Source organism: Brevundimonas sp. (assembly GCF_031412435.1).
GTDB lineage: Bacteria > Pseudomonadota > Alphaproteobacteria > Caulobacterales > Caulobacteraceae > Brevundimonas.
Map to the genome: position 1 here is coordinate 1 of NZ_JANODA010000041.1, position 24,178 is coordinate 24,178.

Here is a 24,178-nt window from a genome sequence, read left to right on the forward strand (position 1 = left end):
CGACGGAGCCGTCATGCTCGGCGAAGACGGTCTGGTAGTCCGACCGGTCGCGGTCGTCTTCGGGGCGTCTGGAGGCGATATAGGGCGGCAGGGGCATGACCCCGACGTCGCGGATGGCGTCGTCCAGCGCAGGGCCGGACAGGTCGAAGCGCAGGGTGATCAAGCCATCGTCGGATTTGGCGACGACTGTGGCGGACAGGGTCTGGAAACGAATTCGATCCCCCGCCTTGATGCGCTTGCCCGGCTTCATGAAGGCGGACCAGACATCGGGCGCGTCGCGGTGGTGCAGGGTGGCCTCGACCGGGACGGTCAGGGTCTCGCCCTCTGCCCCGATCCGTTCGCGCACGCCTGACAGCCGCGCCGGGATTACCCGCGTGTCGTTGAAGACCAGGGCATCGCCGGGGCGCAGGAAGTCGGGCAGGTCGGTGATGAGGTGGTCGGCGAGGGCGCCGTGCTTCACCACCAGCAGCCGGGCGCTGTCGCGCGGTTCGGCGGGCCGCAGGGCGATGCGGTCCTCGGGCAGGTCGAAGTCGAAGTCGGCGGTCTTCATGGTCGGCGCGAATGGCCACGGGGGCGGGACGGGGTCAAGTGCGGGGGCGACCCAAAGGGCGACCATCTGTCCGGGCGACCCGGGGTCGTTGGTGTGGTCATACTGGGCAAATGAAAGCCCTGACCCTGATCACCGCCTCCGCCCTCGCCCTGAGCCTCGCCGCCTGTGAGGACGGAGCCTCGGCCCTGCAGGAGATCCAGGACACGGCCGCCCAGGCCGAGGCGACGCTGGAGACCGTCAACACCCGTACCGCCCAGGTGCAGCAGGCGATCGACAACCCCGGCGGCGCCCTGCTGGCTGCGGTCGGGGCGACCTTCTCGAAGACGGCGACGGACCAGCCGGGGGTCTATGTCCTGACGGACCTGCAGACGGGCTGTCAGTTCCTGGGCACCTATGGGCCGGACGGGACCACGGTCAGTTCCATCGCGCCGCGCGTCGAGGCTGCGCCGGGCGGCGGTACGCAACAGCGCTGCGTCTCCATTCCGGGGGTGGCCCGACCGGATGCCGCCGAGGCTGAAGCCGAGGGCTGACAGACCGGCGCTTGCTGCTAGGCTGGATCCGATCGGGGACCTTCGCCTTTGACTAGCGTTCTGGACTGGAAGACCGGCTTCGAGATCGAGCTGATGGCGCCGCCCGGCCTGTCGCGGCGCGATCTGGCGCAGGCCGTGGCCACACGGGTCGGCGGAACAGTCGAACGCTTCTTCCATCCGCAGTCCGAACCGAGCGCCGTCGAAGGGCGGCCGGTGTTCGAGAACCTTACGCCCGGATTTCGGGTGCGGGACGGGGAGGGAGGCTGGGTCGCCTCCTTCGTCGATGACCTGACCCTGCAACGCGATCTGGATCGCGAGCGGGCGCCGCTGGCGGGCTGGCGGCGGATCGTGGCCGACGACGGGCGGTTGCTGCGGCTGGTCGAGCGGCACTGCGATCCGGATGCGGCGGACGACCGGACGCTGGAGCCGCTGGCGACCCTGTTCGGGACGGAGGCGCAGCGGCATGAGGCAGGGATGGTGCGGGTGGTCGATGCGAACGGCCGGTCGGTGGCGATCGATGCGCCCCTGCCCGGCGAACGCGAGCGGCCCTGCGAGATCGTCACGGCGCCGATCGAGGCGGATCATGCGGCGGTGCTGGAGGGGCTGCTGGGCGATGCGCGGGCGCTCGGCTTCACCGTGCCGGTCGAGGGCGCGGCCCATGTGCATTTCGACGGCGAGCCCCTGTGTTCGGCGCGAGCCATCGCCGGGCTGGTCGAGGTCTGGAAACGACATGGCGAGGCGCTGAAGCGCCTGGTCGGGGTCAATCCGCGCTGCGTGCGGCTGGGTGACTGGCCGGCGAGTCTGGCCGAGCTGACGGGGAGAGAGACGTTCGCCGCGATGGACTGGGACGAGGCGAAGGCGGCCCTCGGCGGGGTCGGACTGACCAAATACTGCGACCTGAACCTGGCCAACCTGCTGACCGGGCGGGCGGAGAAACACACGGTCGAGGTGAGGGTGCTTCCGGCGCTGCTGGAGGTCGAGCCGCTGATGGAAGCGGTCGCCCTGTTCGAAGGGGTGCTGGGCTGGTGCCGGGATCGGGAGCCGGGGGAGCCGGCGCCGCGCAGCCTGGTCGATTTGCTGATCCGGTCGCCCATGGACGATGCCGCCAGAACGCAATGGCTGGGCAGGTTTCGTCAGGAAACGAACGCTATCGCCGCAATATGAACGCCCTATAGTCGATGTTACTCATCGAGGGACCGACCATGACCACGACGATCCACGGACGCGCACGCAGATTGTCGGCCGCCCTTCTGATGTCCAGCGCCGTCGCCCTGGTGGTGTTCGGCCAGCCGGCCCAGGCCATGCCGCAGCAGCGCGAGTACGACGCCTTCTTCTCGTCCCGCTACAACTACTGCGACGCCAAGCTGGTGGGCGCGCTCTACGGCCAGGACGCCGACGGCGGCAAGGTCATCATCGGCCAGAAGATTCTCAACGGCATCGGCACGAACGTGCCGGTCGTGCTGCGCGAGAGCCGGGGCTATGGCAACGCCTGCGAATGGGAGGACACGGGCCTGTCCTATTCGGACGCCCGGGTGCTGGCCCGAACCTGGGGCTTCGCCGACCCCTACGAGGCCAAGCTGAAGGCCGCCGACCTGTTCACCAACGGCCGCGAGCAACAGGTCCGCAACGGTCTGGGCCATTGATCGACTGAACCCGCTCCGCTCGCGGGCAATCAGCCCGATGCGATCGTCGTCGGCGCGGCTCTGGCGGTGGTGGCCTGGGCGATCCGGCGCGGGACATAACGTCGTTTGACAAGCGTCGCCGTTTGGCCAATTCTCAATCAAAACGTGTGGAGGACAACGTGAAGCTTGCAGCTTTTGTGGCCTGGGGCCTGGCGGTGCTCGACTTGTTGGCGACGTTCTGGCTGTCGCCGGCGTCGATCACGACGAGCGAAGTGACTTCAGATGGATCTGAGGTAAATTCCTCCACGGAGGTCCTCTCGTTCTTTGACACCATGACGATGCCGGGCGCTCTGATGTTCTTCGGCATATTCATGCTGATCATCGTGGGATGCGTCTTCTGGTGCGGGGCCGCAGTCGAGAAGGCGATCAAGCAGGGCTGACGGCAGGCGGGCGGCCACGCCGGTTGACCGGCGAGGGCTGAGACTGCAAACCGCCCGCCATGTTGCAGAACCTCGAAACCCTCGCCCGCGAAGCCAGGTCCTGGCCCTTCGAACAGGCCCGCGCCTTGCTGGACCACGTCCTCAAGAAGCGTCTGTCGGACGCGGAGCGGGACGCGGCGAAACTGCTGATCGACGCCGGAAAGGCGGACGAGGCCGTGGCGACGTTCGAGGCGCTGCAACGGCCTGTGGTGCTGGAGACGGGTTACGGTCCGTCGGGCCTGCCGCACATGGGGACGTTCGGCGAGGTGGCGCGCACGACGATGGTGCGCAACGCCTTCCGCGCCCTGACCGGCGGCCACTGGGAAACGCGACTGATCGCGTTTTCGGACGACATGGACGGGCTGCGCAAGGTGCCGGAGGGGGTGCCGAACCCGGAGATGCTGCGCGAGGATCTGCATCTGTCGCTGACGCGGGTGCGCGATCCGTTCGGGACGCACGACAGTTTCGGGGCGCACAACAATGCGCGTCTGCGGGCCTTCCTCGACGGGTTCGGCTTCGACTACGAGTTCATGTCCTCGACCGAGACCTACAGGAGCGGCCGGTTCGACGAGACGCTGCTGCGGCTGCTGGAGCGGTTCGATGCGGTGCAGGCGATCATGCTGCCGACCCTGGGCCCGGAGCGGCGTGAGACCTATTCGCCCTTCCTGCCGGTCAGCCCGATCACCGGCCATGTCCTGCAGGTTCCGACGCTGGAGCGGAACGTCGACAAGGGCACCATCGTCTTCGACGACCCGGCAGGCGGACGCACCGAACTGCCGGTCACGGGCGGTCATGTGAAGCTGCAGTGGAAGCCGGACTGGGCCATGCGCTGGACCGCGCTGGACGTCGACTACGAGATGTCGGGCAAGGACCTGATCGAGAGCGTCCGCGAGTCGTCCAAGGTCTGTCGCGCCCTGGGCGGCGTTCCGCCCGAGGGGTTCAACTACGAGCTCTTCCTCGACGTCGAGGGAAAGAAGATCTCCAAGTCGAAGGGCAATGGCCTGACCATGGAGCAGTGGCTGCGCTACGGGACGCCCGAGAGCCTGAGCTGGTACATGTTCCAGTCGCCGAAGTCGGCCAAGAGCCTGCACTTCAATGTCATTCCGCGGGCCATCGACGACTATCTCGGGGCCATCGACGCCTTCGGGACGCAGGAACCGGCCAAGCAGATCGACAACGCCGTCTGGTCGATCCACGCCGGCTCCCCGCCGAAGGTCGCCTCGCCAGTGTCATTCGCCCTGCTGCTGAACCTGGTCGGCGTGGCCAATGCCTCGTCCAAGGCGCAGCTGTGGGCCTATTTCGCCAAGTACCTTCCAGAAGCCACGCCTGAGAACGAGCCGGTGCTGGACGGGCTGATGGACCGGGCGCTGAACTACTACGAGGACTTCGTGAAGCCGACGAAGTCCTATCGCCGGCCCGACGGCAGGGAGAAGGCGGCGCTGCTGGATCTGGCCGGGCGTCTGAAGGCCCTGCCGGCCGACACGACCGACGGCGAGCTGATCCAGGGCGAGGTCTACGCCGTGGGCAAGGAACACGCGTTCGAGCCCCTGCGCGGGTGGTTCGGGGCCCTGTACGAGGTGCTGCTGGGCGCATCCCAGGGACCACGCTTCGGCTCGTTCGCGGCGATCTACGGCCTGCCGCAAACGATTCAGTTGATCGAGGCCGGAGCGAACGGGGAACTGGCGGGGTAAAGGTCAACACACGAAGCGCGGCGCTCAAGCAGCGAGCCGCCGCGCGGCAAGCGGTAGCGCCCAACAAAGATGAACCGAAAATAACGGTGAAGCTCGGGGAGCCTTCATACGCTATCGGGCATTATCCGTGACATCGACCAACCTCGATGAAACGGAGAGAGCCATGTCGAAGACATTGAACACCACCCTGGCCACGGCGGCCGCCCTGGCCGCCCTGATCACCGCAGCCCCCATGGCCGCACAGGCCCAGTCCAACGGGGTCACCAGCTGCGACGCCCCCGGCGGTCGTCAGACCACCGGCGCCGTGATCGGCGGCGTGCTCGGAGCCTTGGCCGGCAGCCGGATTTCCAGCAACGAACGCGCCCTCGGCGCGGTGGCAGGCGGCGCCGCCGGCGCTGCGGCCGGTTCCTATATCGGCTGCAACCAGCAGCGCGCCCGCGCCAACTCGCAGGCCAGTTCGTCGGGCGCCCAGTATCGCGCCTCGTCCAACCTGCGCATCCGCTCCGGCCCGGGCACCAGCTATCGCCAGGCCGGCAGCCTGTCGGCGGGCCAGCCCTTTACAGCCGTCGGCTCGCAGGGCGAATGGGTCCAGATCGCCGGCGGCGGCTGGGTGAATGCGAACTACGTTCAGCCTTACTGAGCGAGAGCGCTAACGCTCGCTCCGGGTCCGATCTGCGATCGGCCCTGATTGAGCGCAAGATCAGATCAGGGCCGTCCTTCGGGGCGGCCCTTTTCTTTGCCCTCTATTGGCTGACCCAGAGGATGCGAGCGATCCAGTCGACGTCCTTGCGCGGGATGACGCGGGGTTCATAGGCCGGATTGATCGAGGCCAGGGTGACCGCCTTGGCCGTCAGGGAGGCGATCTCCTTGGCCGTGGTCTCGCCGGTCGTGGTGCGGACGACGACACGGTCGCCCTTGCGCACGTCGGTGTGATCCCGATCCACGATGACGCGGTCGCCCTGGCGATACAGGGGGGCCATGGAATCCCCGGAGATCTCGAGGCTGAACAGGGAGGGGCGGGGCAGGGGCAGGTCCGTCTGGTCCCAACCCTCGCCAGTCGGCAGGCCTGCATCGTCGAAGAAACCGTCGGCCCCCGCCTGGGCCAGCCCGATGAGCGGGATTGTGGGCGCTCGACGATCGTCGTCCTCGGCCAGGGCCGCGAAATCCGCCAGAGACAGTCCGGCGATCTCCAGCACGCGGTTCAGGCTCTCGGTCGAGGGCCAGCGGGGGCGACGGGCCTCGCCCGGGCCGAACCGCTTGGACACGTTGAAGGAGGTGGCGTCGAGCCCGGCGCGCCGGGCCAGACCCGAGACGGAAAGACCCTCGCGCCCCGCGATGGCGTCGAGCGCGGCCCAGACTTTGGCATGGGAAAGGGACATGGGATCCGCCGAAATGATTCGGCCCTGACCCTAGCTAGGAATAATGGCCTATTCCAGTCCTGCCGCGCGGCGTTCCTGCCAGGCCCAGAAGGTGCCGAGGCCGATCGCCAGCAGGACGCCGTAACCGGCGAGGTTCACGATTGTGTAGAAGGACATCATCCCTCCGCGCATGTCGAACAGGATTACCAGGTGACTCATCACGATGATGAGTTGAAGGGCGGCGGCCCAGATCGGCCAATTGCGATGGAATTTCCACGCCAGCCCACCCAGAACGAGCAGCATGACGACGTCCAGGGCGAACATGCCCGGCTGCCAGTTTGAGTGCAGGCCCTGGTCGTCCTGGAGCAGCAGACCGGCCATCCAGCCCAGCAGATAGGCGCCCATGGCCAGTCGCTCCGGCTCGTCGCCCTTGGTGAAGGCGAAGATGCCGACCAGCACCATCGGCAGGAGGCCGATCTGCGAATATAGGGTGTCCAACATGAAATCGCCCCCGCGTCGAAGGACGCGAGGGCGATCATGCTTCGAGTCTGGTCAGTCGAAAACCGGAGTCCTCGACATTAACCCGAATTCACGCGACGCGGATGGGCCGGGCCGCCTGGATGGTGCGCAGCTGCTGTTCGACCTGCGGCGGGGGGGGCGGGCCGTCGCCCCAATCGCCATCGGGCTTGTCCATCGGGCCGACGTTGTAGACGCCGTACCCCATGCGACGGTGATCCTTCGCCAGTTCAGCGTGGCAGGCGACGATGGCGTCGCGCGCAGCCGACAGGGCGGTGATCGCCTCGATGGCCTTGGCTTGCGACACTGCGCCGGCGACCGGGGACGCCTTGAGCAGGGTCCGGGCGCCGATCATGGATTGAACGAGCGTAGTCGCCGAGGTGATCGCAGCGTCAACCGCGCACTCGGTAGCGTAGAGGTCTCCAGCGACGCTGGCGACGACTTCAGTCCGATCCATGTTAGCCCCTTCCAAAAGTTACATTGGTAAAGGAACGGTTAACACGTCTGACGGGAGATTGATAGAGTATCCTTAACCATTGGCGAGAGCTCGCGGTCTTTCGCCAGGTGGACTGCTCGAGGTCGCAGGCGGACGGTTCGCCGAGGTCTCAAGACGGCGCCGGGCAGGGCTAACAGTTGTGCTCGTCCATCGAGAAATGCGCGGTCAGGCTGGCGATGGGCTGGCTCGGGTCTTCCTGCCAGGCCTCGGCAAGGACGTGGGCGACGCGGCGGCCGGCGCGAGAGATCCGGGCGCGGGCATGGACGTCCATCGGCTTTCCCGACCTGAGGTAGGCCGTGGTCACCGTGATCGGACGAGGCAGCCGCAATCCCGGCCATGTGTGGGCGACCTGGGCGATGGCGGTCAACTCCAGCATCGCAGCCGTCGAGCCTCCGTGAAGGGCCGGCAGCATCGGGTTGCCAACCAGGTGATCGGCGAAGGGCATGACGACTGTCAGGACATCGCCATCCATCTCCGTGCGCAGGCCGAGGAACCGGGCGTAGGGAATCGTGTCGAGGAGGGGGGTCATGCCTGCTCTCCGCGGGTCTTGAGATTGGCGCCGGGTTTACGGCCTCCGTCGGAGGAGATGACATAGGTCGCCTGGGCCGCCGCTACGGGATCGGCGGGATCGTCCTCGAAGGCCCAGGCCCGGACGAAGCCGATGGTCCGGGTGGCGTGATAGCAGCGGGCCTCGGAGAGCAGATCCACGCGGGGCCTGGCCGGCCGCATGTAATCGATGCGCAGATCGAGCGTCGCGATGGGTTCGTAGCGTTCGAGTTTGGTCCAGACCGCAAGACCCCCGACATGATCCAGCATGGCGGTGACCAGGCCGCCGGCGAAGACGTCGGTCTCCGGATCGCCGACCAGGTCGGGCCGCCACGGCGTGCGCAGCCGCACCCGGTCGCCGATGATCCCCTCGTAGACGAAGCCCAGTGCATGGGTGTGGGCGGCGCCGGAGGCCAGTTGCGGCATCAGGGTGGTCAGGAACGTATCGCTCATGAGACCGTCCTTATCGGGCGAGCATTCGCGCGCAAGTCCTGACGCAGGCCGATAGCCAGACCATGATCCGACCCGAAGACCTTCTCAGGCCCACGCCGGCCGGGCTGTATTGCCCGCCGGGGGATTTCTACGTCGATCCGGTGCGGCCGGTGGACCGGGCGGTGGTGACGCATGGCCACTCCGACCACGCGCGGTCCGGGCACGGCGCGGTACTGGCGACGGGGCAGACGCTGTCGATCATGGCCGAGCGCTATGGCGAGGACTTCACCGGGCGACGTCAGGCCGTGGCCTATGGTGAGACCGCGACCCACAACGGCGTTGAGGTGAAGCTGGTCCCGGCCGGACATGTGCTGGGTTCGGCCCAGGCTGTGGTGACGTATCAGGGTCTGACGATGGTGGTGTCGGGCGACTACAAGCGCCGGCGCGATCCGACCTGCGTCCCATTCGAGCCGGCGCCTTGTCATGTCTTCATTTCGGAGGCGACGTTCGGCCTGCCGGTGTTCACCCATCCGCCGGACGCCGAGGAGATCGCCCGACTCGTCCAGTCGCTGGGCCAGTTCCCGGAGCGGGCCCATCTGGTCGGAGCCTATGCCCTGGGCAAGGCGCAGCGGGTGATCCGGCTGCTGCGCGAGGCAGGGTGGGAGCGACCCATCTATGTCCACGGCGCGCTGGAACGGCTGAACCGGCTGTACGAGCGCGAGGGAGTGGATCTGGGCCCTATCTTGCCGGCGACAGGACTCAAGGCCGGCGCCCTGGGGGGGGAGGTGGCCATCGCGCCGCCATCGGCGATCCAGGACCGCTGGGCGCGGCGGTTCGCCGACCCGGTCACGGCCTTCGCCTCCGGCTGGATGCTCGTCAAGGCGCGGGCGCGGCAGCGGGGCGTGGAGCTGCCACTGGTCATCTCCGACCACGCCGACTGGCCGGAGCTGATCGCGACCTTCGAGGAGATTCGGCCCGAGGAGGTCTGGATCACCCACGGGCGAGAAGAAGGGCTGCTGCGCTGGGCCGAACTCAACGGCATGAAGGCGCGGGCGCTCCGGCTGGTCGGCTATGATGAGGAAGACGACGAGGCGACCGGCCCCACGGCGGACGGAGGCTCGTAGTGGACGCCGACCCCCGGCCCTAGCGGCAGATCCAGCGCGACCCAGGCGGCCACCATCAGCAGGCCCGCAACCAGGAAAGACCCGGCATAGGGCAGCATGGTCGCCATCAGCGATCCCAGGCCGAAGCGCGGGTCCCACCGCTGGGCGAAGGTCAGGATCAGCGGGAAATAGCTCATCAGGGGCGTGGCGATGTTGGTGACCGAATCCCCCATGCGATAGGCGGCGGTCGTCATCTCCGGACTGATGCCCAGGAGCATGAACATGGGCACCACGATCGGGGCGAGGGCGGACCACTTGGCCGAGGCCGAGCCGATGAACAGGTCGAACACGCACGAGACAAGGACGACGGCGATCAGCAGCACGGGCGCCGGCAGGGCGATCTGCTGAAGTCCCGCCGCTGCGTTGACGGCCAGGATCGGGCCGAGACCCGACCAGTTGATCATGGCCACGAAGTGGGCTGCGAAGAAGGCGAGCACGATATACGGGGCCAACTGGGCGATGCCTTCGCCCATCATCCGAACCATGTCCCGGTGGGATTTCACCGTGCCTGCGCCCGCGCCATAGGCCCCGCCGGCCACGAAGAAGGTCACGGCGAAGAAGGCGATCAGGGAACGGTAAAGAGGATTGTACTCCTGCCCCGGCTCGGCCTCGGGATCGATGAAGGGCGAACCCGGCATAAGGGTCAGGGTGGTCCAGAGGGCCAGCATGGCCAGGATCGCCAGCCCGGCCCACACCAGCCCCTTCTTCTGCGCGGGCGTCAGGGCCTGTTCTTCGGGGGTGGAAGGCGGGCGGGCGCCGTCGGACGGCGTCCAGCGACCCAGACGCGGCTCGATCACCCGGTCGGTCAGGAACCAGACGATCGGCGTGAAGACCAGAACGACGCCGACGATGAAGAACCAGTTGCCCGCGATATTCACGGAATAGGTCGGGTCTATGAGCCGTGCCGCCGGCTCGGTTATGCCAAGGATCAGGGCATCCTGGGATCCCGGAAACAGGTTGCCGGCATAGCCTCCGGACACTGCGGCGAAGCCGGCGGCGAGGCCGGCCAGGGGGTGACGGCCGGCTGCGGCGAAGATCACGGCGGCCAGGGGGATGACGACGACATAGGCGGCGTCCGATGCGTGGTGGGACATCATGCCGACCACCACGACGACGGGCGTGAGCACGGCCTTCGGTGCATTGAGCAGGGCGCCTCGAATGGCGGAATCGAACAGACCGGTCCGCTCGGCGACGGCCGCGCCGTAGATGATGGTCACCACGATGGCGAGCGGCGGAAAGTCCGCCAGGGTGCGCGGCATGCCGATGATCAGCTTCTCGAGATTCTCGCGCGAAAGCAGGCTCTGGGCCTGCAACGTCTCACCTGTGACCGGGTTGACGGCGGACCAGCCCAGACCCGAACCGACCAGGCTGAGCAGCACCAGTCCGCCGATCAGCCACAGGAACAGGAACACCGGATCTGGCAGCCGATTGCCGATGCGCTCGACCACGCCCAGAAATCCAGAGCTTGTGCTCATCGGTTTCGCTCCCAGTGTTCACCGTGGAATAGCCGGCAGGGACGGGGGCGACGCAATGCGGGGGGGCTGCGACAAAATGGCGGGCGAGCGCCCGGGCCTATGAGCGAATGATTCGGGTCGACTCCGGTTTGCGCCGCAGCCAGAGCTCCGCGAGCATCAGGTTCGGGACCCAGGCCAGGAAGGAGATGGCGCGGTACCAGGGCAGGAACTCCAGACCCGCGATCAGCACCAGCGGCAGGTAGATTCGCAGGGTGACGGCGGCCAGGGTCAGGGCCCAGGAGCGGATCATCCAGCGACGGTGCTCGGCGATCCGGCCCCGCATGGCCGCGCGCCAGCCGAGGACCGTGAAAGTGAGCCAGAGTACCGCCAGGGCGCCGAAGCCCGCAGTGGCGATCGGCCCGGCCGACGAACCGAACGCCAGGATCAGCCCCGCCCCGCCGCCGACGAGGCACCCCGCGACGTAGACCCGCCCCGTCCAGCGATGCGGCGGGCTCGAACGTCTGCGCAGGCCGGGCAGGAACTGCACCGAGCCGACCAGCAATGCAGTGACCGCGCCGGCGACATGAATGAACAGCCACGGCACGCCGACGGGATTGTTCAATGCCCCGGCCGGCGTCGTCGGCGGGTTCAGCAGGTAACGGGCGGAATATGCGGCGATTCCGACGCACAGTATGGCGACGGTGACCCAGCCGATGCGGGCCGGCCACGTCATGTTTCGGCCAGGGGGCGGAGCGTCGGCGGTGGTCATGCGAGGGTCCTCGGTCGCGGTTTCGCCGAACGCCATTGCGGCCTGGACGACGGCTCGCTAGGCCCTGCTTCGCGAGTGGCGCCGGGGCTGCGCGAACGGGGCGGGCATGGACGGAGGGGCGGGATCAGCGATCGGCACGACCGCGTGGCGGTGGGCGATCGACCTCGCCATCCTGATCGCCATCGGCCTGCTGATGGGATTCCTCGGGCCGTTCGGGTCGCACCACACGCCCATCGTGGGGCGTTACATTTACTGGATGATCTGCATGGTCGGCGGCGGGCTGATCGGGTTTGGGGGCGACGAACTGCTGAGGCGGAGCATCGTCGAGCCCTGGCGACGCGTGGCGGCGGTCTCGGTTCTGATGACCCCGCTGGTGACGCTGCTGGTGTTGACCACCCAACATCTGCTCATGGGCGGTCCATTCGGCTGGTCGGGCTATCTGGAACTGCTATGGCAGGTGTGGCCCATCCTGCTGGCTGTGATGGTGGTCCGGGCTCTCGTCTGGCGGCGCACGCCCGGGCGGGTGGAGACGCGAACCGTTATCGCCGCGCCTCTTCCGGAGGCCGAAGAGACGTTCCGGCGACGGCTTTCGGCGAAGCGTCGCGGAGCGCGGCTGATCGCGATCGAGGCCCACGACCATTATCTGAAGGTCCATACCGACGCAGGCGAGGAACTGATCACCCTGCGGTTCGCCGACGCGCTGGCCGAACTGGCGCGCGCGCATGGATGGCGCGTCCACCGCTCCTGGTGGGTGGCCGCCGACGCGGTGGAGGCCGTGCGCTGGCGGCGAGGGGCCGGTGAAATCCGGCTGGTGGGCGGGCTGACGGCGCCGGTCAGTCGGACACACGGGCCGGTGCTGAAAGAGGCGGGCTGGTTCTAGCCGTGCGTGGCCGACGCGACGGACGAAAGACTAGGCCGCGCGGCCCTTGCGGACGGCGGGGAGCGGAGCTGCGACCCCGACCTCTGAAGACTCGGCCAGGGCGGCGTTCATCGCCATACGCAGGCGTTCAGGCTTGATCGGCTTTTCAACCACGGCGGCCATGCCGATCGAGAGATAGTGTTTGGCGTCGTCCGGGTCGGCGTTGGCGGTCAGGGCGATAATCGGGATGTCGCGCTCGGGGCCGCTCAGGACGCGGATAGCCTGGGTCGCCTGGACGCCGTCCATGCGCGGCATCTTGATGTCCATCAGGATCAGGTCGAACGGGCGAGCCTGAATGGCCTCGAGCGCCTCGATCCCGTCCTCGGCGGTTTCGGAAGAACAGCCGAACATCTCGCAAAGCGCCTGGGCCACCACGCGGTTGGTGGCGTTGTCATCGACGATCAGGATGTGAGGATTGGACTGGAGCTCAAGCTCGGCGAGGGCCGAGACATTGGTGGCGTTCTGCTCGACCGGCTCGGACAGCGGGGCGGAGACGTCGAAGGCGAAGGTGGCGCCGCGACCGGCGTTGTTTTCGGCCCAGATACGGCCGTCCATGCGGTCGACGATCTGGCGGCAGATCGACAGGCCGAGACCTGCGCCGTCAGGGCCGGAGCCGTGCACGAAGGGTTCGAAGATGGCGTCGACACGGTCTGCGTCCACACCCGGCCCGTCGTCGCGGACTCGGGCCTCCATGCGGACCTGGCCGTTCTCGGACCAGGCCTTGAGGCTGGCCTCGACCACGCCGTTGCGGGCGAACTTCAGGGCGTTGCCGATGAGGTTGTTGAACACCTGTTTCAGACGCACGCCGTCGATGTCGGCGGTCAGTTCGGTGTCGCCCTCATAGCCGACCATCAGGCGGACGGCGTCCTGGGAGGCGCGGGGGCCCCACATGGCTTCGATGTCATCGACCAGAGCGCGGAGCGGAGTGGGAGCGGGGTTCATCTCCAGCTCGCCGGCCTCGGCGCGCGACAGGTCCAGCGCATCCTGAAGGATGCGCAGCAGGGTCTCGGAGGAATCGACGATGGTTTGGACGTGGGCGTGAGCCGCATCGTTCAGGGGCTGGCGACGCAGCAGTTCCGCGACGGCGAGGACGCCGTTCATGGGCGTGCGCAACTCATGGCTCATGATGGCCAGGAACTGACTCTTGGCGCGGGCCGAGGCGAGGGCCTCGGCGCGGCTGTCGGTCAGGGCGAGGGCCTGCTCGGCCAGTTCGGTGTTCTGGCTGCGCTGCTGTGCGTTGACGGCCTGGAGCAGGGAGACGGCGGTGCCGATGCCGCGATAGCGACCGCCGCGTGTGACGATGAAACCCCGCATCAGCGAGCCGGCGCCGCCCTTGATCAGGATGTCGCAGAAGGCGTCGATGCGGACCCCGGCGTCGACCACGGCCGGTTCCGGATCCATCACATAGGACACCGGGCGGTTAGCGTAGAGGGCGTGGCCGAAGGGACCCGCGATCTTGAGGAGGAAGGCGTTACGTTCGATCAGTCCGACCGGCCGGTCGTTCTCGACGACCGGAATGACCAGGGTGTCAGGTTCGCGCTGAAAGCGCGCGAAAATCTCGGCGGCCGAGGTCGTCGGCAGGACCGGTTCAGCGCGTTCGGTCAGAACTTCGATCGTCGGCATACTGGCCGAAACTCCCGTTACCGGTGGACAATGCGGGATAACCGTTTGCAAAAGGGTTAAATGTGGCGCGTTCGCCGCAATTGGTCTGACCACCCGGCTTTTGCTGCGAGCCCCGGGCTGGTGTAGGGGACGGAGAAATATCCACTCCCGCACTCCAACCGATGCGCGCGGCCCGACGGCCGACCGCAGGCCCGTCATGACCGAAACCCAACTCCTGACCTTGGCGAACGACACCGCACACGACGCCCTGGTTCTGTTTTCCGGCGGCCAGGACAGCGCCACCTGCCTGGCCTGGGCGCTGGAACGCTACGAGCGGGTCGAGACCGTCGGCTTCGACTACGGTCAGCGGCATGCGGTGGAGATGGCGGCGCGGCTGCGCGTGCGCGACGGGATGACGAAGGCCCTGCCGCAGTTCGCGGACCGGCTGGGTCCGGACCATGTCATCGACCTGACCGGTTTCGGCGCCATCGGCGAGACCGCAATGACGACCGACCGTGCCATTCAGGTCGGCGCGCGGGGTCTGCCCAACACCTTTGTGCCGGGGCGGAATCTGGTCTTCCTGACCTGCGCGGCGGCGCTGGCGGACCGGCGCGGGCTGGCGGTGCTGGTCGGCGGGATGTGCGAGACGGATTTCTCGGGCTATCCCGACTGTAGGCGTGACACCATCAACGCGATGGAACGGGCGCTGAAGCTCGGGCTCGACAAGCCGTCGCCGATCGAGACGCCGCTGATGTACCTGACCAAGGCCCAGACCTGGGAGCTGGCGCACGGGATCGGTGGCGCCCCTCTGGTCGAGCTGATCGTCGAGGAGAGCCACACCTGTTATCGCGGCGACCGCACGCGCAGGCACGACTGGGGCTATGGCTGCGGCGACTGCCCGGCGTGCGAACTGCGCGCGGTCGGCTGGCGCGACTGGCTGAAGTCGCGATGACCTATGCGGTCAAGGAGACGTTCCTGACTGTGCAGGGGGAGGGCGGCCAGGCGGGCCGTCCGGCGGTCTTCCTGCGCTTCGCCGGCTGCAATCTGTGGAGCGGGCGCGAGCAGGATCGGGCCGATGCGGTCTGCACCTTCTGCGACACCGAGTTCGTCGGCGCCGACGGCGACGGCGGCGGCAAGTTCGGGGATGCGCAGGCCCTGGCGGATCATGTCGCCTCGTTCTGGATCGGGCGAGACGGCGATCCCAGACTGGTGGTCTGCACCGGCGGGGAGCCGCTGTTGCAACTGGATGCGCCGCTGATCGAGGCGCTGCATGCGCGGGCCTTCGACATCGCGGTGGAGACCAATGGGACCTTGCCTGCGCCTGATGGCATCGACTGGATCTGCGTCAGTCCGAAGGCAGCCGCGCCGGTATTGCAGACCTCGGGACAGGAGCTGAAGCTGGTCTATCCGCAGGCTCTGGCCATGCCGGAGCGTTTCGACGGTCTGGCGTTCGAGCGCTTCTGGCTGCAGCCAATGGACGGGCCGGATCGGGCGGCCAATACGGCGGCGGCCATGGACTATTGTCTGCGCCACCCGAAATGGCGGCTCAGCGTCCAGACGCACAAGTACATCGGGGTCAGATAGTCAGCAGTTCCGGCCCTGGGAGCGCATCTGCTCGCAGCGGCGTTGCTGGCGTTCGTGGTCACGCTGTTCGCGTTCGCGGCGGGCGCGGGTTTCCTCGTCGGAAGTGGTGACGGCGTCGACCCCGGCGCCGACGACGGCTCCGGTGACCTTGGCGGCGCCGCCGACGACCGCGCCGGCCGTGCCGACCACGGCGCCGACCAGACAGCCCTGAAGCATCAGCGAGCCCACCAGGACAACGGCGAGGGCGGCGGTGCGGGAAAGCGTCTGGGCCATGGCGCGCATCTAGCCCGAACAGGGTGAACGGAAGATGACCTGAGCCGTGTCAACCGACCTGCGCGCGGTGCCTCAGCATGGCGTCGGCGAGGACGCAGGCGGCCATGGCCTCGACTACCGGAACGCCGCGCAGGGCGACGCAGGGGTCATGACGACCCTTGGTGCGCATATCGGTCTCGGTTCCGTCGCGGGTCACCGTCTGGCGCGGCGTCAGGATAGAGGAGGTCGGCTTGAAGGCGATGCGCGCGGTCAGGGGTTGACCGGTCGAGATGCCGCCCAGAACGCCGCCCGCGTTGTTCGATCCGAACGCGATCTCGCCGTCCGGACCCAGTCGCATTTCGTCGGCGTTGTCCTCGCCCGACAGTTCGGCCGAGCCGAAGCCCGCGCCGATCTCTACGCCCTTGACGGCGTTGATCGACATCATGGCGGCGGCCAGCTCGGCGTCGAGCTTCCCGTAGAGCGGCGCGCCCCAGCCGGCCGGAATGCCCGTGACCTCCAGCGCCACGACGGCGCCGATGGATGAGCCGGCCTTGCGGATGCCGTCCAGATAAGCCTCCCACTCCGGAACGGCGTCGGCCGAGGCGGCCAACAGCGGGTTGTCATAGACGGCGTCGAAATCCACTGCGTCGGGCCTGATCCGGTGTGGACCCAGTTGGACGACGCCGGCGCGGATGACGACGCCATCGCCGAGCACCCGGCGCGCCACGGCGCCGGCGGCGACACGGCTGGCTGTTTCGCGCGCAGAAGAACGCCCGCCGCCCCGGTGGTCACGCACACCGTATTTGACCTGATAGGTCATGTCCGCATGGCCCGGCCGATAGGCGCGGGCGATGTCGCCATAGTCTTTCGACCGGGCGTCCTCATTGTCGATATGGATGGCGATGGGCGCGCCGGTGGTCACCGGGCCGGCTCCGTCGTCGAAAACGCCCGACAGGATGCGGGCGGTGTCGCTCTCGCGCCGCTGGGTGACGAAGCGGCTGCCGCCGGGCTTGCGCAGGTCGAGCCAGGGCTGGAGGTCCGCTTCTGTGAGCGGAATCAACGGCGGACATCCGTCCACGACGCAGCCGATCGCGGGCCCGTGGCTCTCGCCCCAGGTCGTCACGCGGAAAAGATGGCCGAAGGTGTTGTGAGACATCGCGGCTACCGCTTAGGCCGCCAGGCGGTCCGGCGTCCAGACGCGGGTGAAGCGAGCCAGCAGGTCCTCGGCGGCGGAGGGAGCGTCCTCGGACGGTTTCAGCGACACGAACAGATGGCCTTCAGGGCGACCGCCGCGCGCGGGCAGGCCCAGTCCACGCAGCCGCAAGCGCACCGGATCGGTCAGGCCCGGCGTAACCCAGGCGCCGCGAACTCCCGCATGGGTGTCGATCTCGACCCGACCGCCGTCGCTCAGCAGACGGGTCGGCACCGGCCAGCTCATGAAGAGATCGTCGCCGAGCGCCACGAGACCGTCGGCGGGACGGATCAAAACCGGCAGATAAAGATCGGAGCCATCGGCGGCGCCCCCCTTGAGGCGCAGATGCTCGCCCGTCCGCATTCCGGCGGGAGCGCGGACGCGTAACTGTCTGTCGCCGAGGCGCACTGTCGCCTGACCGCCTGAGACCGCCTGAACCGGCGTCAGACCGACGACCGGCAGGGCCGCGGGGCGGCGTATCGGCGCCGCGAGGGCGGGGCGGGCGGCTCCTGTGGTCTGGATCAGACGATAGGCGGCGATGACCCGGCGGAAGCGTTCGGCGTCGCCGCCAGGCTGGTCCGGCCGGGCGCTCTTGACCGCCAGACGGAAGGCGCGGGTCACGGCCGCCTGTTCGGCCGGGCCGTGCAGGCCCAGGACGGCGAAGGCTTCGTTCAGGCGGTGGCCGGGCGCGATCATCCGCCCCATAGGCCGCACCCATGGTCAATGCCGGGTTAACCGTGCGGGTCGGCTCAGGCCTTGCTATAGCCGCGCCATGACGAACGCAGCGATTCCCCCCAGCCCGACCCGCGAGGAATACGCTCGCGACTATGCCGCCGCCCTGGCCGCGAACGGCGATGAGACGATCTTCGAGCGGTCCGAGCCGATCAGCCTGTTCGTTGAGTGGTTGACCGAGGCCAAGGGGCACGAGCCCAACGACGCCAACGCCATGGCCCTGTCGACCATCGATGCTGACGGTGCGCCGGACAGCCGGATGGTGCTGCTGAAGGACGTCGATCAGCGTGGCTTCAGCTTCTATTCAAACCGGGAAAGCAACAAGGGCGTGGAACTGGACGCCACGCCGCGCGCGGCCCTGCTGTTCCACTGGAAGTCGCTGCGCCGTCAGGTGCGGGTGAGGGGCGTCGTCGAGCCGGTCAGTACGGCCGAGGCCGACGCCTATTTCGCCAGCCGGGCGCGGGAGAGCCGGATCGGCGCCTGGGCTTCGGATCAGTCCCGACCTTTGGCGAGTCGCGCCGAGCTCGAGGCGGCTGTAGCGCGAGAAACGGAGCGGTTCGAAGGGCAGGACGTGCCTCGCCCCGAACGCTGGACCGGCTGGCGGGTGACCCCCGAGACGGTGGAGTTTTGGCGCGACCGGCCGTTCCGCCTGCATGACCGGCTGCTGTTCACCCGCGACGGAGACGGCTGGACGCGGACCCGGCTTCAGCCCTAGCCGGTTCCGTAGCGGGCCAGGAAGGTCTCGACCGCGTCGGCGGCGATGGATTCCGGCGTGCGCGCCGCGTGGACCTCGTCGCCGGTGACCATCGGCATGAAGAAGACGGGATGCTCGATCATTCCCATCAGTTGGCCGGCCGCCCAGGAGGCCTTGTCGAAGCGCAGATCGCCGCTCGTCGCGAGGGCGTTCAGGGCTTCCATCAACGGCAGACCGAAGTCATTGCGGCCCTTTTCGAAGAACCCCATGGCCACGTCGCGGAAGCGCGGGCGCTCGGCCATCACCAGCCGGAACACCGACCGCACGAACGGATCGCCCATGAAGCCGGCATAGGCGACAGCGAAGCGGGTCAGCCGGGTGCGGGCGTCGCCATCGTCGCAACGGACACGCTTCATCTGTTCGACGAAGTCGTCCGAAGCATTGGCGATCACCGCCGCAAACAGGTCGGCCTTGGACGGGAAATAGCCATAGAGGGTCGCGGTCGAGACCGAGGTGGCGCGGGCGATCGGCTCGATCCGCGTCGCCGCATAGCCCTCGGACATGAAATGGCGTCGCGCCTCGCGGACGATATTGTCGCGGCGGGGATCGGTGGCCGGGGTCGCGGAGTGGGCTCCGTCTCGTTGCATCGTGGCGTCCGCTTGGATCAGACTACAATCGATAGACGATATGCCCAAGCTGGCGATGTCACATCGGAAATCGTCAGGTTTCGACAGGTTTCAGGTGCGCCAGCAGCGGATGGGCCAGAACCGGGGCCGCCAGACGGACCACGGCCTGGGGATCATCGAGGCGCACGGCGGCCGTGGCGTCGGCGACAATGAAGTCCGCACGGGTCCGTGACGGCTCGGTCAGGCGTTCGTGGCCGGGCCGCACGGTCTTCAGATACTGGTCGATGACCGACTGCGCCGTCCGCCCCCGCTCGGCCTGATCGCGCAACAGGCGACGGATGAAGCGGATGTCTGCGGGCGTATCGACGAATACGCGGATGTCGAACAGGTCAGCGACGGGCGGCGTGCACAGCACATGGGTGCCCTCCACGATCACCACCTGGGCGGCTGGGATGGGCTCGCCGTCCGGTTCACGGCCGTGGTGGATGAAGGAATAGACGGGGGCGGTGACCGGCTTGCCCGCTTTCAACCGGGTAAGGTCATCGTACAGAAGCTCGTGATCGCGCGCGGTCACGTCGTCGAAGTCAAAGGTCGCCGCATCGAAGCCGGGCAGGGAGGCCGCGTCGCGGTAGTACGAGTCCTCTCGCATCAGGGCGGCGGCGCCCGGCGGCAGGGCGCTGACCAGGGCCTCGGCCAGGGTGGACTTGCCCGAGCCGGAGCCGCCGGTGATCGCGATCAGAATGGTCATGGCGGGCCTTCTAGGACCTGATCCGGAAAAGTGTGAGCGGTTTTGCGGTCGGATCAGGTCCCAGAGTCATGTCGGACCTTGAGTCACGGCATCAGCGAGATCGTGAAGCGATCTCTCCTCAGCCGATCAAGGTCGGAGGCCAGGGGCGGCTAGCGGAAGAAGCAGGTGAGACCGGCGTACAGGGCGGAAACCGTTCCCTGCGGGGTCGCAGCCGTCAGGAAGCCCCCGATGTCGCCTGAGCTGAACTCGCCGTCGAGGGTTGTGTCGGCGACCATCTCGATGGTGCGGGAGCTTTCGACCGAGGCCCGTGTCGACCCCACCCCCATGCCGTCCGCTGTGGTCAGGCCCGCCTCGCCGATGAACCAGCCCTGGAAGGTTTCGTTCTGGAACAGCAGCTGCAGGCCGTTGGAGAACTCGGCGAACTGGATCGGGCCGGCGCCGCATTCCTCGTTGGTGGTGACCTGCGGCGCTGCGCCGCCGACCGAGGCGGCGACGGCGGCGATGGCTGTGGCCTGGGGGGTGCCGAACGGAATGGCGCGGGCCGCCCCCGTCGCGTCGAACAGCCGCAAACCTTCGCCTTCGATGGCCAGTCCGCCGGCGGACTGGGCCGGCGTCGGCGCGGCTTCGGCCGGCGCAGCGGCGGGCGTTGCGGGTTCCGCGACGACTGGCGGCGTCTGGGTTCGATCGCAGGCGGCGAGCACCGTCAGGGCGGCGAAGGCGAGGGCGGTGCGGGTGGCGATACGCATGTCCGGGCGTCCTTTTCGAAATCTCAGGGACGGGAACAGAGGGCAAAAGCCAAAGGGACGCAACGGCAAAGCCTCGAACGGCGTTCGAGGTGATGCACAGTGACCTAGCGTCACGTTGCTTATCAGCGGTCACCTCGGCTAGCGTGAAGCCAAGCCCCGCATCCAGCCGGGGCAATGAGGGAATGCGATGCTCGGTTTGATGCAGGACTGGCCGCTGACGGTCGATCGGATCCTGGACCACGCGAAGAACTGGCACGGCCACCGGGAGGTGGTGACCCGCTCGGTCGAGGGACCGATCGTCCGCACCACCTATGCCGAGATTCACAGCCGGGCCCGCAAGGTCTCCAACGTGCTCAAGGAGTGGAACGTGAAGCCGGGCGACCGGATCGCGACCCTGGCGTGGAACACGGGCAACCACATGGAGGTCTGGTACGGCATCATGGGCATGGGGGCGGTGTGCCACACCCTGAACCCGCGCCTTTTCCCTGAGCAGCTGATCTACATCATCAACCACGCCGAAGACCGGATCATCTTCGTCGACCTGACCTTCGTGCCCCTGCTGGAAGCGGTGCTGCCGCACTGTCCGTCGGTCGAGCGCGTCGTGGTTATGACCGACGAATGGCATATGCCGGCAACCAAACTGCCCAAGGCGGAATGCTACGAGCAGCTGCTGTCGGGCGTGTCCGACGACTGCGTCTGGGGCGGGTTCGACGAACAGACCGCCTGCGGACTCTGCTATACTTCGGGCACGACCGGGAACCCGAAGGGCGTCCTCTATTCGCACCGGTCGAACTTCATCCACACCCTGATGGGGATGCAGTCGACGGTGCTCGGCCCGTCGCCCGCCGAAGTGATCCTGCCCGTGGTGCCGATGTTCCACGCCAACGCCTGGGGCATCGCCTTCGCCGGCCCGGCCTCGGGCGCGCGCCTGGTCATGCCGGGCGCCCGGATGGACGGCGCGGCCATCTATGAACTGATCGAGTCCGAAGGCGTGACCTTCTCCGCCGCCGTGCCGACCGTATGGCAGGGTCTGCTGACCCATCTGCGCGAGAACAATCTCAAGATCCCGACCGTCAAGAAGGTCCTGATCGGCGGCTCGGCTGTGCCGGAAAGCCTGATCCGCGCCTTCCACGACGAGTTCGACATCGAGGTGCTCCAGGGCTGGGGCATGACCGAGACCTCGCCCATCGGCACCCTGTCGAACCTGACCCCCGAACTGGCGGCCCTGCCCTATGACGAGGGCATGAAGTGGCGCGTCAAACAGGGCATTCCGCCCCTGGGCGTCGAGCTGAAGCTGAAGAACTACGCCGGTCAGGAGATGCCGCACGACGGCGCAACCTACGGCCGCCTGATGATCAAGGGCCCGACCATCGCCAAGGGCTATTTCAAGGACGAGGGCGGCGACATCCTCGACCACGAGGGCTTCTTCGACACCGGCGACGTCTCGACCATCGACGAGCACGGCTTCATGCAGATCACCGACCGCGCCAAGGACGTGATCAAGTCGGGCGGCGAGTGGATCTCCTCGATCGAGATCGAGAACATCGCCGTGGGTCACCCGAAGGTCGAGCTGGCCGCCGTCATCGGCGCGGCCCACCCGAAGTGGGACGAACGCCCCGTGCTGGTCATCAAGCTGAAGCCCGGCGAGACCGAGAACAAGCAGGAGCACCTGGACTTCCTGGTCGGCAAGATCGCCAAATGGTGGATGCCCGACGATGTGGTCTTCGTGGCTGACATCCCGCTGGGCGCCACCGGCAAGATCGACAAGAAGCTGCTGCGCGAGCGGCTGAAGGACTACACCCTGCCTGGCGCCATCTCGCCCGAGCGGGCCTGAGGCATGGCCAGCGGCCCGCGTTCGCGGTTGAAGGGCGGCATGGCCAAGGTGCGGATCGCCATGGGGCTGGCCGTGCTGGCCCCGCTGATCACCTTCGCCGCGCTCCTGCTGACGCGAAACGGGATCGTGTCACTGGACGTCGGCCTCGACGTCCTGACGCTGCAGGTTGCGCAGGTCGTCGCTTGGTTCGCCCTGGGCTTCGCCGTCCTTTCGCTGGCGATGTCGGTGCAGCAGTTCCGCAGGCTGGGCCTGATCAGCATTGCGATCGTGATCGTCTGCGCCGCAGTCGCCGCCGCCTTCTTCGTCCAGTCGCGATCGATCGCCGTCGCAGGACCCCTCGATGTGTCCACCGACCTGACCGAGCCGCCGGCCGTGCCGGGTGCTACGGGTGCGCCCGTCGCCTGTCCGGGCGTGCAGGCCGTCATGACCCAGGTTGCGCCAGAAAAGGCCACCGATGCGCTTCAGGCTGCGGGCTTCTCGGTCACCGAGTCCCAGCTGTTCCGCTCGCGCGGCGTGCGCGACGGCTTCTGGTTCGGCATGGGGCACGAGGCTGTGGTCCGCATCCGTCCGGGCCGTACCGACGTCCGCGTCGTGGCCCGCTATGACCACACCGACGGCGGCGCCACCTGCAAGGTCGCCGCGGCCTTGGTCGCCGCGCTTCAGGCGGCCGCGTAGATTGAGCCGAGCCCGGGCGGTTCGTTGACGCTTATCCGGCCCTCGTCCACCAGTTTGATCAGGTGGGCCAGCACGGACAGGCTGGCGGCCGGCCACAGCCGCTGGTCGACGGCGGCATAGAGGACCGGGACCATCTCCGCGATCGTCCGGTCGCCCGCCCGGATCCGCGCCAGGATCTGCGCCTCCCGCTCCAGCCGATGGGCCTTGTAGGCGACGAGGAAGGGCGCGGGATCCGTCACCGGCGCGCCGTGTGTCGGCCACAGGGTCGAGAAGCCGGTGGCGATCACCGCGTCGAGGCTGCGCATATAGTCCGACATGTTCCCGTCCGGCGGCGCGACCACGGTGGTCGACCAGCCCATGACGTGATCGCCGCAGAACAGGGCGTTCTCCTCCGCCAGCGCGAAGGCCATGTGGTTGGAGGCGTGCCCCGGCGTCGCCATGGCGGTCATCGTCCAGCCGTCGCCCGCGATCCGCTCGCCGCCTGACAGGATCGTGTCGGGCGCAAACAGCGCGTCCTCTTCCTCGTCCAACGTCCCCGAGGCGTGGACCTGGCGCACGGGCGGACGCATGGCCAGCACCGGCGCTGCGACCCGGTCGGCGAAAGGTCGAGCGAGGGGAGAGTGGTCGCGGTGGGTATGGGTCACCAGGACATGGCTGACCGTGCGGCCCTCGACCGCGGCCAGCAGCGCCTGCAAATGCGTCGTATCCATGGGCCCCGGGTCGATCACGGCGACTGCGGCGCCGTCCTCCGGTCGCCCGACGATATAGGTCCCCGTGCCCGTGAGGGTGAACGGTCCCGGGTTGTCGCAGACGACCCTCTGGATCAGGGGGGAAACCTGATCGCGCCGGCCGTAGGCGAAGTCGAAAGCGCGGATGAACGGGATCACGATGCGGCCTTCGAAACGCGGCGCGGACCTTGCCTTAACGAGAGGTAAATCCCGTCCGGAGCGTACCCCGTGGCCCAAAGC

The 24,178-nt window shown here is 67.8% G+C and carries 29 protein-coding genes; 13 read left to right on the plus strand and 16 right to left on the minus strand.

Annotated elements, in window-relative coordinates:
* On the minus strand, positions 1-550 hold a 550-nt coding region (locus RMO01_RS07715), incomplete at its 3' end, for an S-adenosylmethionine:tRNA ribosyltransferase-isomerase (RefSeq protein ID WP_309628462.1).
* Positions 551-660: 110 nt separating this feature from the next.
* On the opposite strand from RMO01_RS07715, the gene RMO01_RS07720 reads away from it, so the two are divergent.
* From RMO01_RS07720 to RMO01_RS07745, 6 genes are all read left to right on the plus strand, one after another.
* The gene (locus tag RMO01_RS07720; RefSeq protein ID WP_309628463.1) at positions 661-1,080 is read left to right on the plus strand and encodes a hypothetical protein; all 420 of its coding nucleotides are present in this window, start codon (positions 661-663) and stop codon (positions 1,078-1,080) included.
* A 48-nt stretch (positions 1,081-1,128) separates the two neighbouring features.
* Positions 1,129-2,244, plus strand: a complete 1,116-nt coding sequence (locus RMO01_RS07725; RefSeq protein ID WP_309628464.1) for an amidoligase family protein — start codon at positions 1,129-1,131, stop codon at positions 2,242-2,244.
* 38 nt (positions 2,245-2,282) lie between these two features.
* A complete protein-coding gene (locus tag RMO01_RS07730) occupies positions 2,283-2,723 on the plus strand; it encodes a hypothetical protein (RefSeq protein WP_309628465.1) in 441 nt (146 codons plus the stop codon).
* 158 nt (positions 2,724-2,881) lie between these two features.
* A complete protein-coding gene (locus RMO01_RS07735) occupies positions 2,882-3,142 on the plus strand; it encodes a hypothetical protein (RefSeq protein WP_309628466.1) in 261 nt (86 codons plus the stop codon).
* Positions 3,143-3,201: 59 nt separating this feature from the next.
* The gene (locus RMO01_RS07740) at positions 3,202-4,872 is read left to right on the plus strand and encodes a lysine--tRNA ligase (protein ID WP_309628467.1); all 1,671 of its coding nucleotides are present in this window, start codon (positions 3,202-3,204) and stop codon (positions 4,870-4,872) included.
* 163 nt (positions 4,873-5,035) lie between these two features.
* Positions 5,036-5,512: an SH3 domain-containing protein gene (locus RMO01_RS07745; RefSeq protein WP_309628468.1), complete on the plus strand. Its 477-nt coding sequence runs from the start codon at positions 5,036-5,038 to the stop codon at positions 5,510-5,512.
* 103 nt (positions 5,513-5,615) lie between these two features.
* Here RMO01_RS07745 and RMO01_RS07750 read toward each other — a convergent pair whose 3' ends face one another.
* From RMO01_RS07750 to RMO01_RS07770, 5 genes are all read right to left on the minus strand, one after another.
* Positions 5,616-6,251: a helix-turn-helix transcriptional regulator gene (locus RMO01_RS07750; RefSeq protein ID WP_309628469.1), complete on the minus strand. Its 636-nt coding sequence runs from the start codon at positions 6,249-6,251 to the stop codon at positions 5,616-5,618.
* Positions 6,252-6,299: 48 nt separating this feature from the next.
* Positions 6,300-6,731 (minus strand): hypothetical protein, encoded by a 432-nt coding sequence (locus RMO01_RS07755; RefSeq protein ID WP_309628470.1) that lies wholly within the window; start codon positions 6,729-6,731, stop codon positions 6,300-6,302.
* An 88-nt stretch (positions 6,732-6,819) separates the two neighbouring features.
* Positions 6,820-7,203: a hypothetical protein gene (locus tag RMO01_RS07760; RefSeq protein ID WP_309628471.1), complete on the minus strand. Its 384-nt coding sequence runs from the start codon at positions 7,201-7,203 to the stop codon at positions 6,820-6,822.
* Positions 7,204-7,372: 169 nt separating this feature from the next.
* Complete coding sequence (locus RMO01_RS07765) at positions 7,373-7,771, minus strand: PaaI family thioesterase (RefSeq protein WP_309628472.1); 399 nt, start codon at positions 7,769-7,771, stop codon at positions 7,373-7,375.
* Positions 7,768-8,241: a PaaI family thioesterase gene (locus RMO01_RS07770; RefSeq protein WP_309628473.1), complete on the minus strand. Its 474-nt coding sequence runs from the start codon at positions 8,239-8,241 to the stop codon at positions 7,768-7,770. The genes RMO01_RS07765 and RMO01_RS07770 overlap by 4 nt, the downstream gene beginning before the upstream one ends.
* Positions 8,242-8,303: 62 nt before the next feature.
* Between RMO01_RS07770 and RMO01_RS07775 the strand changes: the two genes are divergently transcribed.
* A complete protein-coding gene (locus RMO01_RS07775; protein WP_309628474.1) occupies positions 8,304-9,344 on the plus strand; it encodes a ligase-associated DNA damage response exonuclease in 1,041 nt (346 codons plus the stop codon).
* Here RMO01_RS07775 and RMO01_RS07780 read toward each other — a convergent pair.
* Together RMO01_RS07780 and RMO01_RS07785 are read right to left on the minus strand one after the other, a co-directional pair.
* Entirely contained in the window at positions 9,290-10,858 is a 1,569-nt protein-coding gene (locus tag RMO01_RS07780) for an AbgT family transporter (RefSeq protein ID WP_309628475.1), read from the minus strand. The genes RMO01_RS07775 and RMO01_RS07780 overlap by 55 nt on opposite strands.
* Before the next feature lie 97 nt (positions 10,859-10,955).
* Positions 10,956-11,606: a DUF2306 domain-containing protein gene (locus tag RMO01_RS07785; protein ID WP_309628476.1), complete on the minus strand. Its 651-nt coding sequence runs from the start codon at positions 11,604-11,606 to the stop codon at positions 10,956-10,958.
* Positions 11,607-11,712: 106 nt separating this feature from the next.
* Here RMO01_RS07785 and RMO01_RS07790 point away from each other — a divergent pair, with 106 nt between their 5' ends.
* The gene (locus RMO01_RS07790) at positions 11,713-12,486 is read left to right on the plus strand and encodes a LytTR family DNA-binding domain-containing protein (protein ID WP_309628477.1); all 774 of its coding nucleotides are present in this window, start codon (positions 11,713-11,715) and stop codon (positions 12,484-12,486) included.
* A gap of 30 nt (positions 12,487-12,516) precedes the next feature.
* Here RMO01_RS07790 and RMO01_RS07795 read toward each other — a convergent pair whose 3' ends face one another.
* Positions 12,517-14,148, minus strand: a complete 1,632-nt coding sequence (locus RMO01_RS07795; RefSeq protein WP_309628478.1) for a response regulator — start codon at positions 14,146-14,148, stop codon at positions 12,517-12,519.
* A gap of 196 nt (positions 14,149-14,344) precedes the next feature.
* On the opposite strand from RMO01_RS07795, the gene queC reads away from it, so the two are divergent.
* On the plus strand, positions 14,345-15,079 hold the full coding sequence (queC, locus tag RMO01_RS07800; RefSeq protein ID WP_309628479.1) for a 7-cyano-7-deazaguanine synthase QueC: 735 nt from the start codon (positions 14,345-14,347) through the stop codon (positions 15,077-15,079).
* The gene (gene queE / locus RMO01_RS07805) at positions 15,076-15,711 is read left to right on the plus strand and encodes a 7-carboxy-7-deazaguanine synthase (protein ID WP_309628480.1); all 636 of its coding nucleotides are present in this window, start codon (positions 15,076-15,078) and stop codon (positions 15,709-15,711) included. The genes queC and queE overlap by 4 nt, the downstream gene beginning before the upstream one ends.
* Here queE and RMO01_RS07810 read toward each other — a convergent pair whose 3' ends face one another.
* The 3 genes from RMO01_RS07810 to RMO01_RS07820 are packed head-to-tail and all read right to left on the minus strand — an operon-like array spanning position 15,712 to position 17,860.
* Positions 15,712-15,984 (minus strand): hypothetical protein, encoded by a 273-nt coding sequence (locus RMO01_RS07810; protein WP_309628481.1) that lies wholly within the window; start codon positions 15,982-15,984, stop codon positions 15,712-15,714. It lies immediately after the preceding gene.
* Positions 15,985-16,033: 49 nt separating this feature from the next.
* Entirely contained in the window at positions 16,034-17,119 is a 1,086-nt protein-coding gene (aroC, locus tag RMO01_RS07815; protein WP_309628482.1) for a chorismate synthase, read from the minus strand.
* Positions 17,120-17,131: 12 nt separating this feature from the next.
* Positions 17,132-17,860 carry a DnaJ C-terminal domain-containing protein gene (locus RMO01_RS07820; RefSeq protein ID WP_309628483.1) on the minus strand — a complete coding sequence of 243 codons (729 nt, stop codon included), beginning with the start codon at positions 17,858-17,860 and terminating at the stop codon, positions 17,132-17,134.
* A gap of 67 nt (positions 17,861-17,927) precedes the next feature.
* Here RMO01_RS07820 and pdxH point away from each other — a divergent pair, with 67 nt between their 5' ends.
* A complete protein-coding gene (pdxH, locus tag RMO01_RS07825) occupies positions 17,928-18,602 on the plus strand; it encodes a pyridoxamine 5'-phosphate oxidase (protein WP_309628484.1) in 675 nt (224 codons plus the stop codon).
* On the opposite strand, the gene RMO01_RS07830 is transcribed toward pdxH, so the two are convergent.
* The 3 genes from RMO01_RS07830 to RMO01_RS07840 form a co-directional block, all read right to left on the minus strand.
* Positions 18,599-19,228 carry a TetR/AcrR family transcriptional regulator gene (locus tag RMO01_RS07830; protein WP_309628485.1) on the minus strand — a complete coding sequence of 210 codons (630 nt, stop codon included), beginning with the start codon at positions 19,226-19,228 and terminating at the stop codon, positions 18,599-18,601. The two genes, pdxH and RMO01_RS07830, sit on opposite strands and share 4 nt — an antisense overlap.
* Before the next feature lie 73 nt (positions 19,229-19,301).
* Positions 19,302-19,955, minus strand: coding sequence for a uridine kinase (gene udk / locus RMO01_RS07835; RefSeq protein ID WP_309628486.1), 654 nt, complete (start codon positions 19,953-19,955; stop codon positions 19,302-19,304).
* Between the two features lie 149 nt (positions 19,956-20,104).
* Positions 20,105-20,701, minus strand: coding sequence for a hypothetical protein (locus tag RMO01_RS07840; protein WP_309628487.1), 597 nt, complete (start codon positions 20,699-20,701; stop codon positions 20,105-20,107).
* A 187-nt stretch (positions 20,702-20,888) separates the two neighbouring features.
* Between RMO01_RS07840 and RMO01_RS07845 the strand changes: the two genes are divergently transcribed.
* Together RMO01_RS07845 and RMO01_RS07850 are read left to right on the plus strand one after the other, a co-directional pair.
* Complete coding sequence (locus RMO01_RS07845) at positions 20,889-22,535, plus strand: long-chain-fatty-acid--CoA ligase (RefSeq protein ID WP_309628488.1); 1,647 nt, start codon at positions 20,889-20,891, stop codon at positions 22,533-22,535.
* A gap of 3 nt (positions 22,536-22,538) precedes the next feature.
* Positions 22,539-23,210, plus strand: a complete 672-nt coding sequence (locus RMO01_RS07850; RefSeq protein ID WP_309628489.1) for a DUF1499 domain-containing protein — start codon at positions 22,539-22,541, stop codon at positions 23,208-23,210.
* On the opposite strand, the gene RMO01_RS07855 is transcribed toward RMO01_RS07850, so the two are convergent.
* On the minus strand, positions 23,195-24,097 hold the full coding sequence (locus tag RMO01_RS07855) for an MBL fold metallo-hydrolase (RefSeq protein WP_309628490.1): 903 nt from the start codon (positions 24,095-24,097) through the stop codon (positions 23,195-23,197). The genes RMO01_RS07850 and RMO01_RS07855 overlap by 16 nt on opposite strands.
* Positions 24,098-24,178 lie beyond the last annotated feature (81 nt).

What these genes read in the sequence shown, in the direction of transcription:
- RMO01_RS07720 (WP_309628463.1), top strand. Translation starts at nt 661, where the DNA reads ATGAAAGCCCTGACCCTGATCACCGCCTCCGCCCTCGCCCTGAGCCTC.
- RMO01_RS07730 (WP_309628465.1), top strand. Translation starts at nt 2,283, where the DNA reads ATGACCACGACGATCCACGGACGCGCACGCAGATTGTCGGCCGCCCTT.
- RMO01_RS07740 (WP_309628467.1), top strand. Translation starts at nt 3,202, where the DNA reads ATGTTGCAGAACCTCGAAACCCTCGCCCGCGAAGCCAGGTCCTGGCCC.
- RMO01_RS07745 (WP_309628468.1), top strand. Translation starts at nt 5,036, where the DNA reads ATGTCGAAGACATTGAACACCACCCTGGCCACGGCGGCCGCCCTGGCC.
- RMO01_RS07750 (WP_309628469.1), bottom strand. Translation starts at nt 6,251, where the DNA reads ATGTCCCTTTCCCATGCCAAAGTCTGGGCCGCGCTCGACGCCATCGCG.
- RMO01_RS07755 (WP_309628470.1), bottom strand. Translation starts at nt 6,731, where the DNA reads ATGTTGGACACCCTATATTCGCAGATCGGCCTCCTGCCGATGGTGCTG.
- RMO01_RS07760 (WP_309628471.1), bottom strand. Translation starts at nt 7,203, where the DNA reads ATGGATCGGACTGAAGTCGTCGCCAGCGTCGCTGGAGACCTCTACGCT.
- RMO01_RS07765 (WP_309628472.1), bottom strand. Translation starts at nt 7,771, where the DNA reads ATGACCCCCCTCCTCGACACGATTCCCTACGCCCGGTTCCTCGGCCTG.
- RMO01_RS07770 (WP_309628473.1), bottom strand. Translation starts at nt 8,241, where the DNA reads ATGAGCGATACGTTCCTGACCACCCTGATGCCGCAACTGGCCTCCGGC.
- RMO01_RS07775 (WP_309628474.1), top strand. Translation starts at nt 8,304, where the DNA reads ATGATCCGACCCGAAGACCTTCTCAGGCCCACGCCGGCCGGGCTGTAT.
- RMO01_RS07780 (WP_309628475.1), bottom strand. Translation starts at nt 10,858, where the DNA reads ATGAGCACAAGCTCTGGATTTCTGGGCGTGGTCGAGCGCATCGGCAAT.
- RMO01_RS07785 (WP_309628476.1), bottom strand. Translation starts at nt 11,606, where the DNA reads ATGACCACCGCCGACGCTCCGCCCCCTGGCCGAAACATGACGTGGCCG.
- RMO01_RS07790 (WP_309628477.1), top strand. Translation starts at nt 11,713, where the DNA reads ATGGACGGAGGGGCGGGATCAGCGATCGGCACGACCGCGTGGCGGTGG.
- RMO01_RS07795 (WP_309628478.1), bottom strand. Translation starts at nt 14,148, where the DNA reads ATGCCGACGATCGAAGTTCTGACCGAACGCGCTGAACCGGTCCTGCCG.
- queC (WP_309628479.1), top strand. Translation starts at nt 14,345, where the DNA reads ATGACCGAAACCCAACTCCTGACCTTGGCGAACGACACCGCACACGAC.
- queE (WP_309628480.1), top strand. Translation starts at nt 15,076, where the DNA reads ATGACCTATGCGGTCAAGGAGACGTTCCTGACTGTGCAGGGGGAGGGC.
- RMO01_RS07810 (WP_309628481.1), bottom strand. Translation starts at nt 15,984, where the DNA reads ATGGCCCAGACGCTTTCCCGCACCGCCGCCCTCGCCGTTGTCCTGGTG.
- aroC (WP_309628482.1), bottom strand. Translation starts at nt 17,119, where the DNA reads ATGTCTCACAACACCTTCGGCCATCTTTTCCGCGTGACGACCTGGGGC.
- RMO01_RS07820 (WP_309628483.1), bottom strand. Translation starts at nt 17,860, where the DNA reads ATGGGGCGGATGATCGCGCCCGGCCACCGCCTGAACGAAGCCTTCGCC.
- pdxH (WP_309628484.1), top strand. Translation starts at nt 17,928, where the DNA reads ATGACGAACGCAGCGATTCCCCCCAGCCCGACCCGCGAGGAATACGCT.
- RMO01_RS07830 (WP_309628485.1), bottom strand. Translation starts at nt 19,228, where the DNA reads ATGCAACGAGACGGAGCCCACTCCGCGACCCCGGCCACCGATCCCCGC.
- udk (WP_309628486.1), bottom strand. Translation starts at nt 19,955, where the DNA reads ATGACCATTCTGATCGCGATCACCGGCGGCTCCGGCTCGGGCAAGTCC.
- RMO01_RS07840 (WP_309628487.1), bottom strand. Translation starts at nt 20,701, where the DNA reads ATGCGTATCGCCACCCGCACCGCCCTCGCCTTCGCCGCCCTGACGGTG.
- RMO01_RS07845 (WP_309628488.1), top strand. Translation starts at nt 20,889, where the DNA reads ATGCTCGGTTTGATGCAGGACTGGCCGCTGACGGTCGATCGGATCCTG.
- RMO01_RS07850 (WP_309628489.1), top strand. Translation starts at nt 22,539, where the DNA reads ATGGCCAGCGGCCCGCGTTCGCGGTTGAAGGGCGGCATGGCCAAGGTG.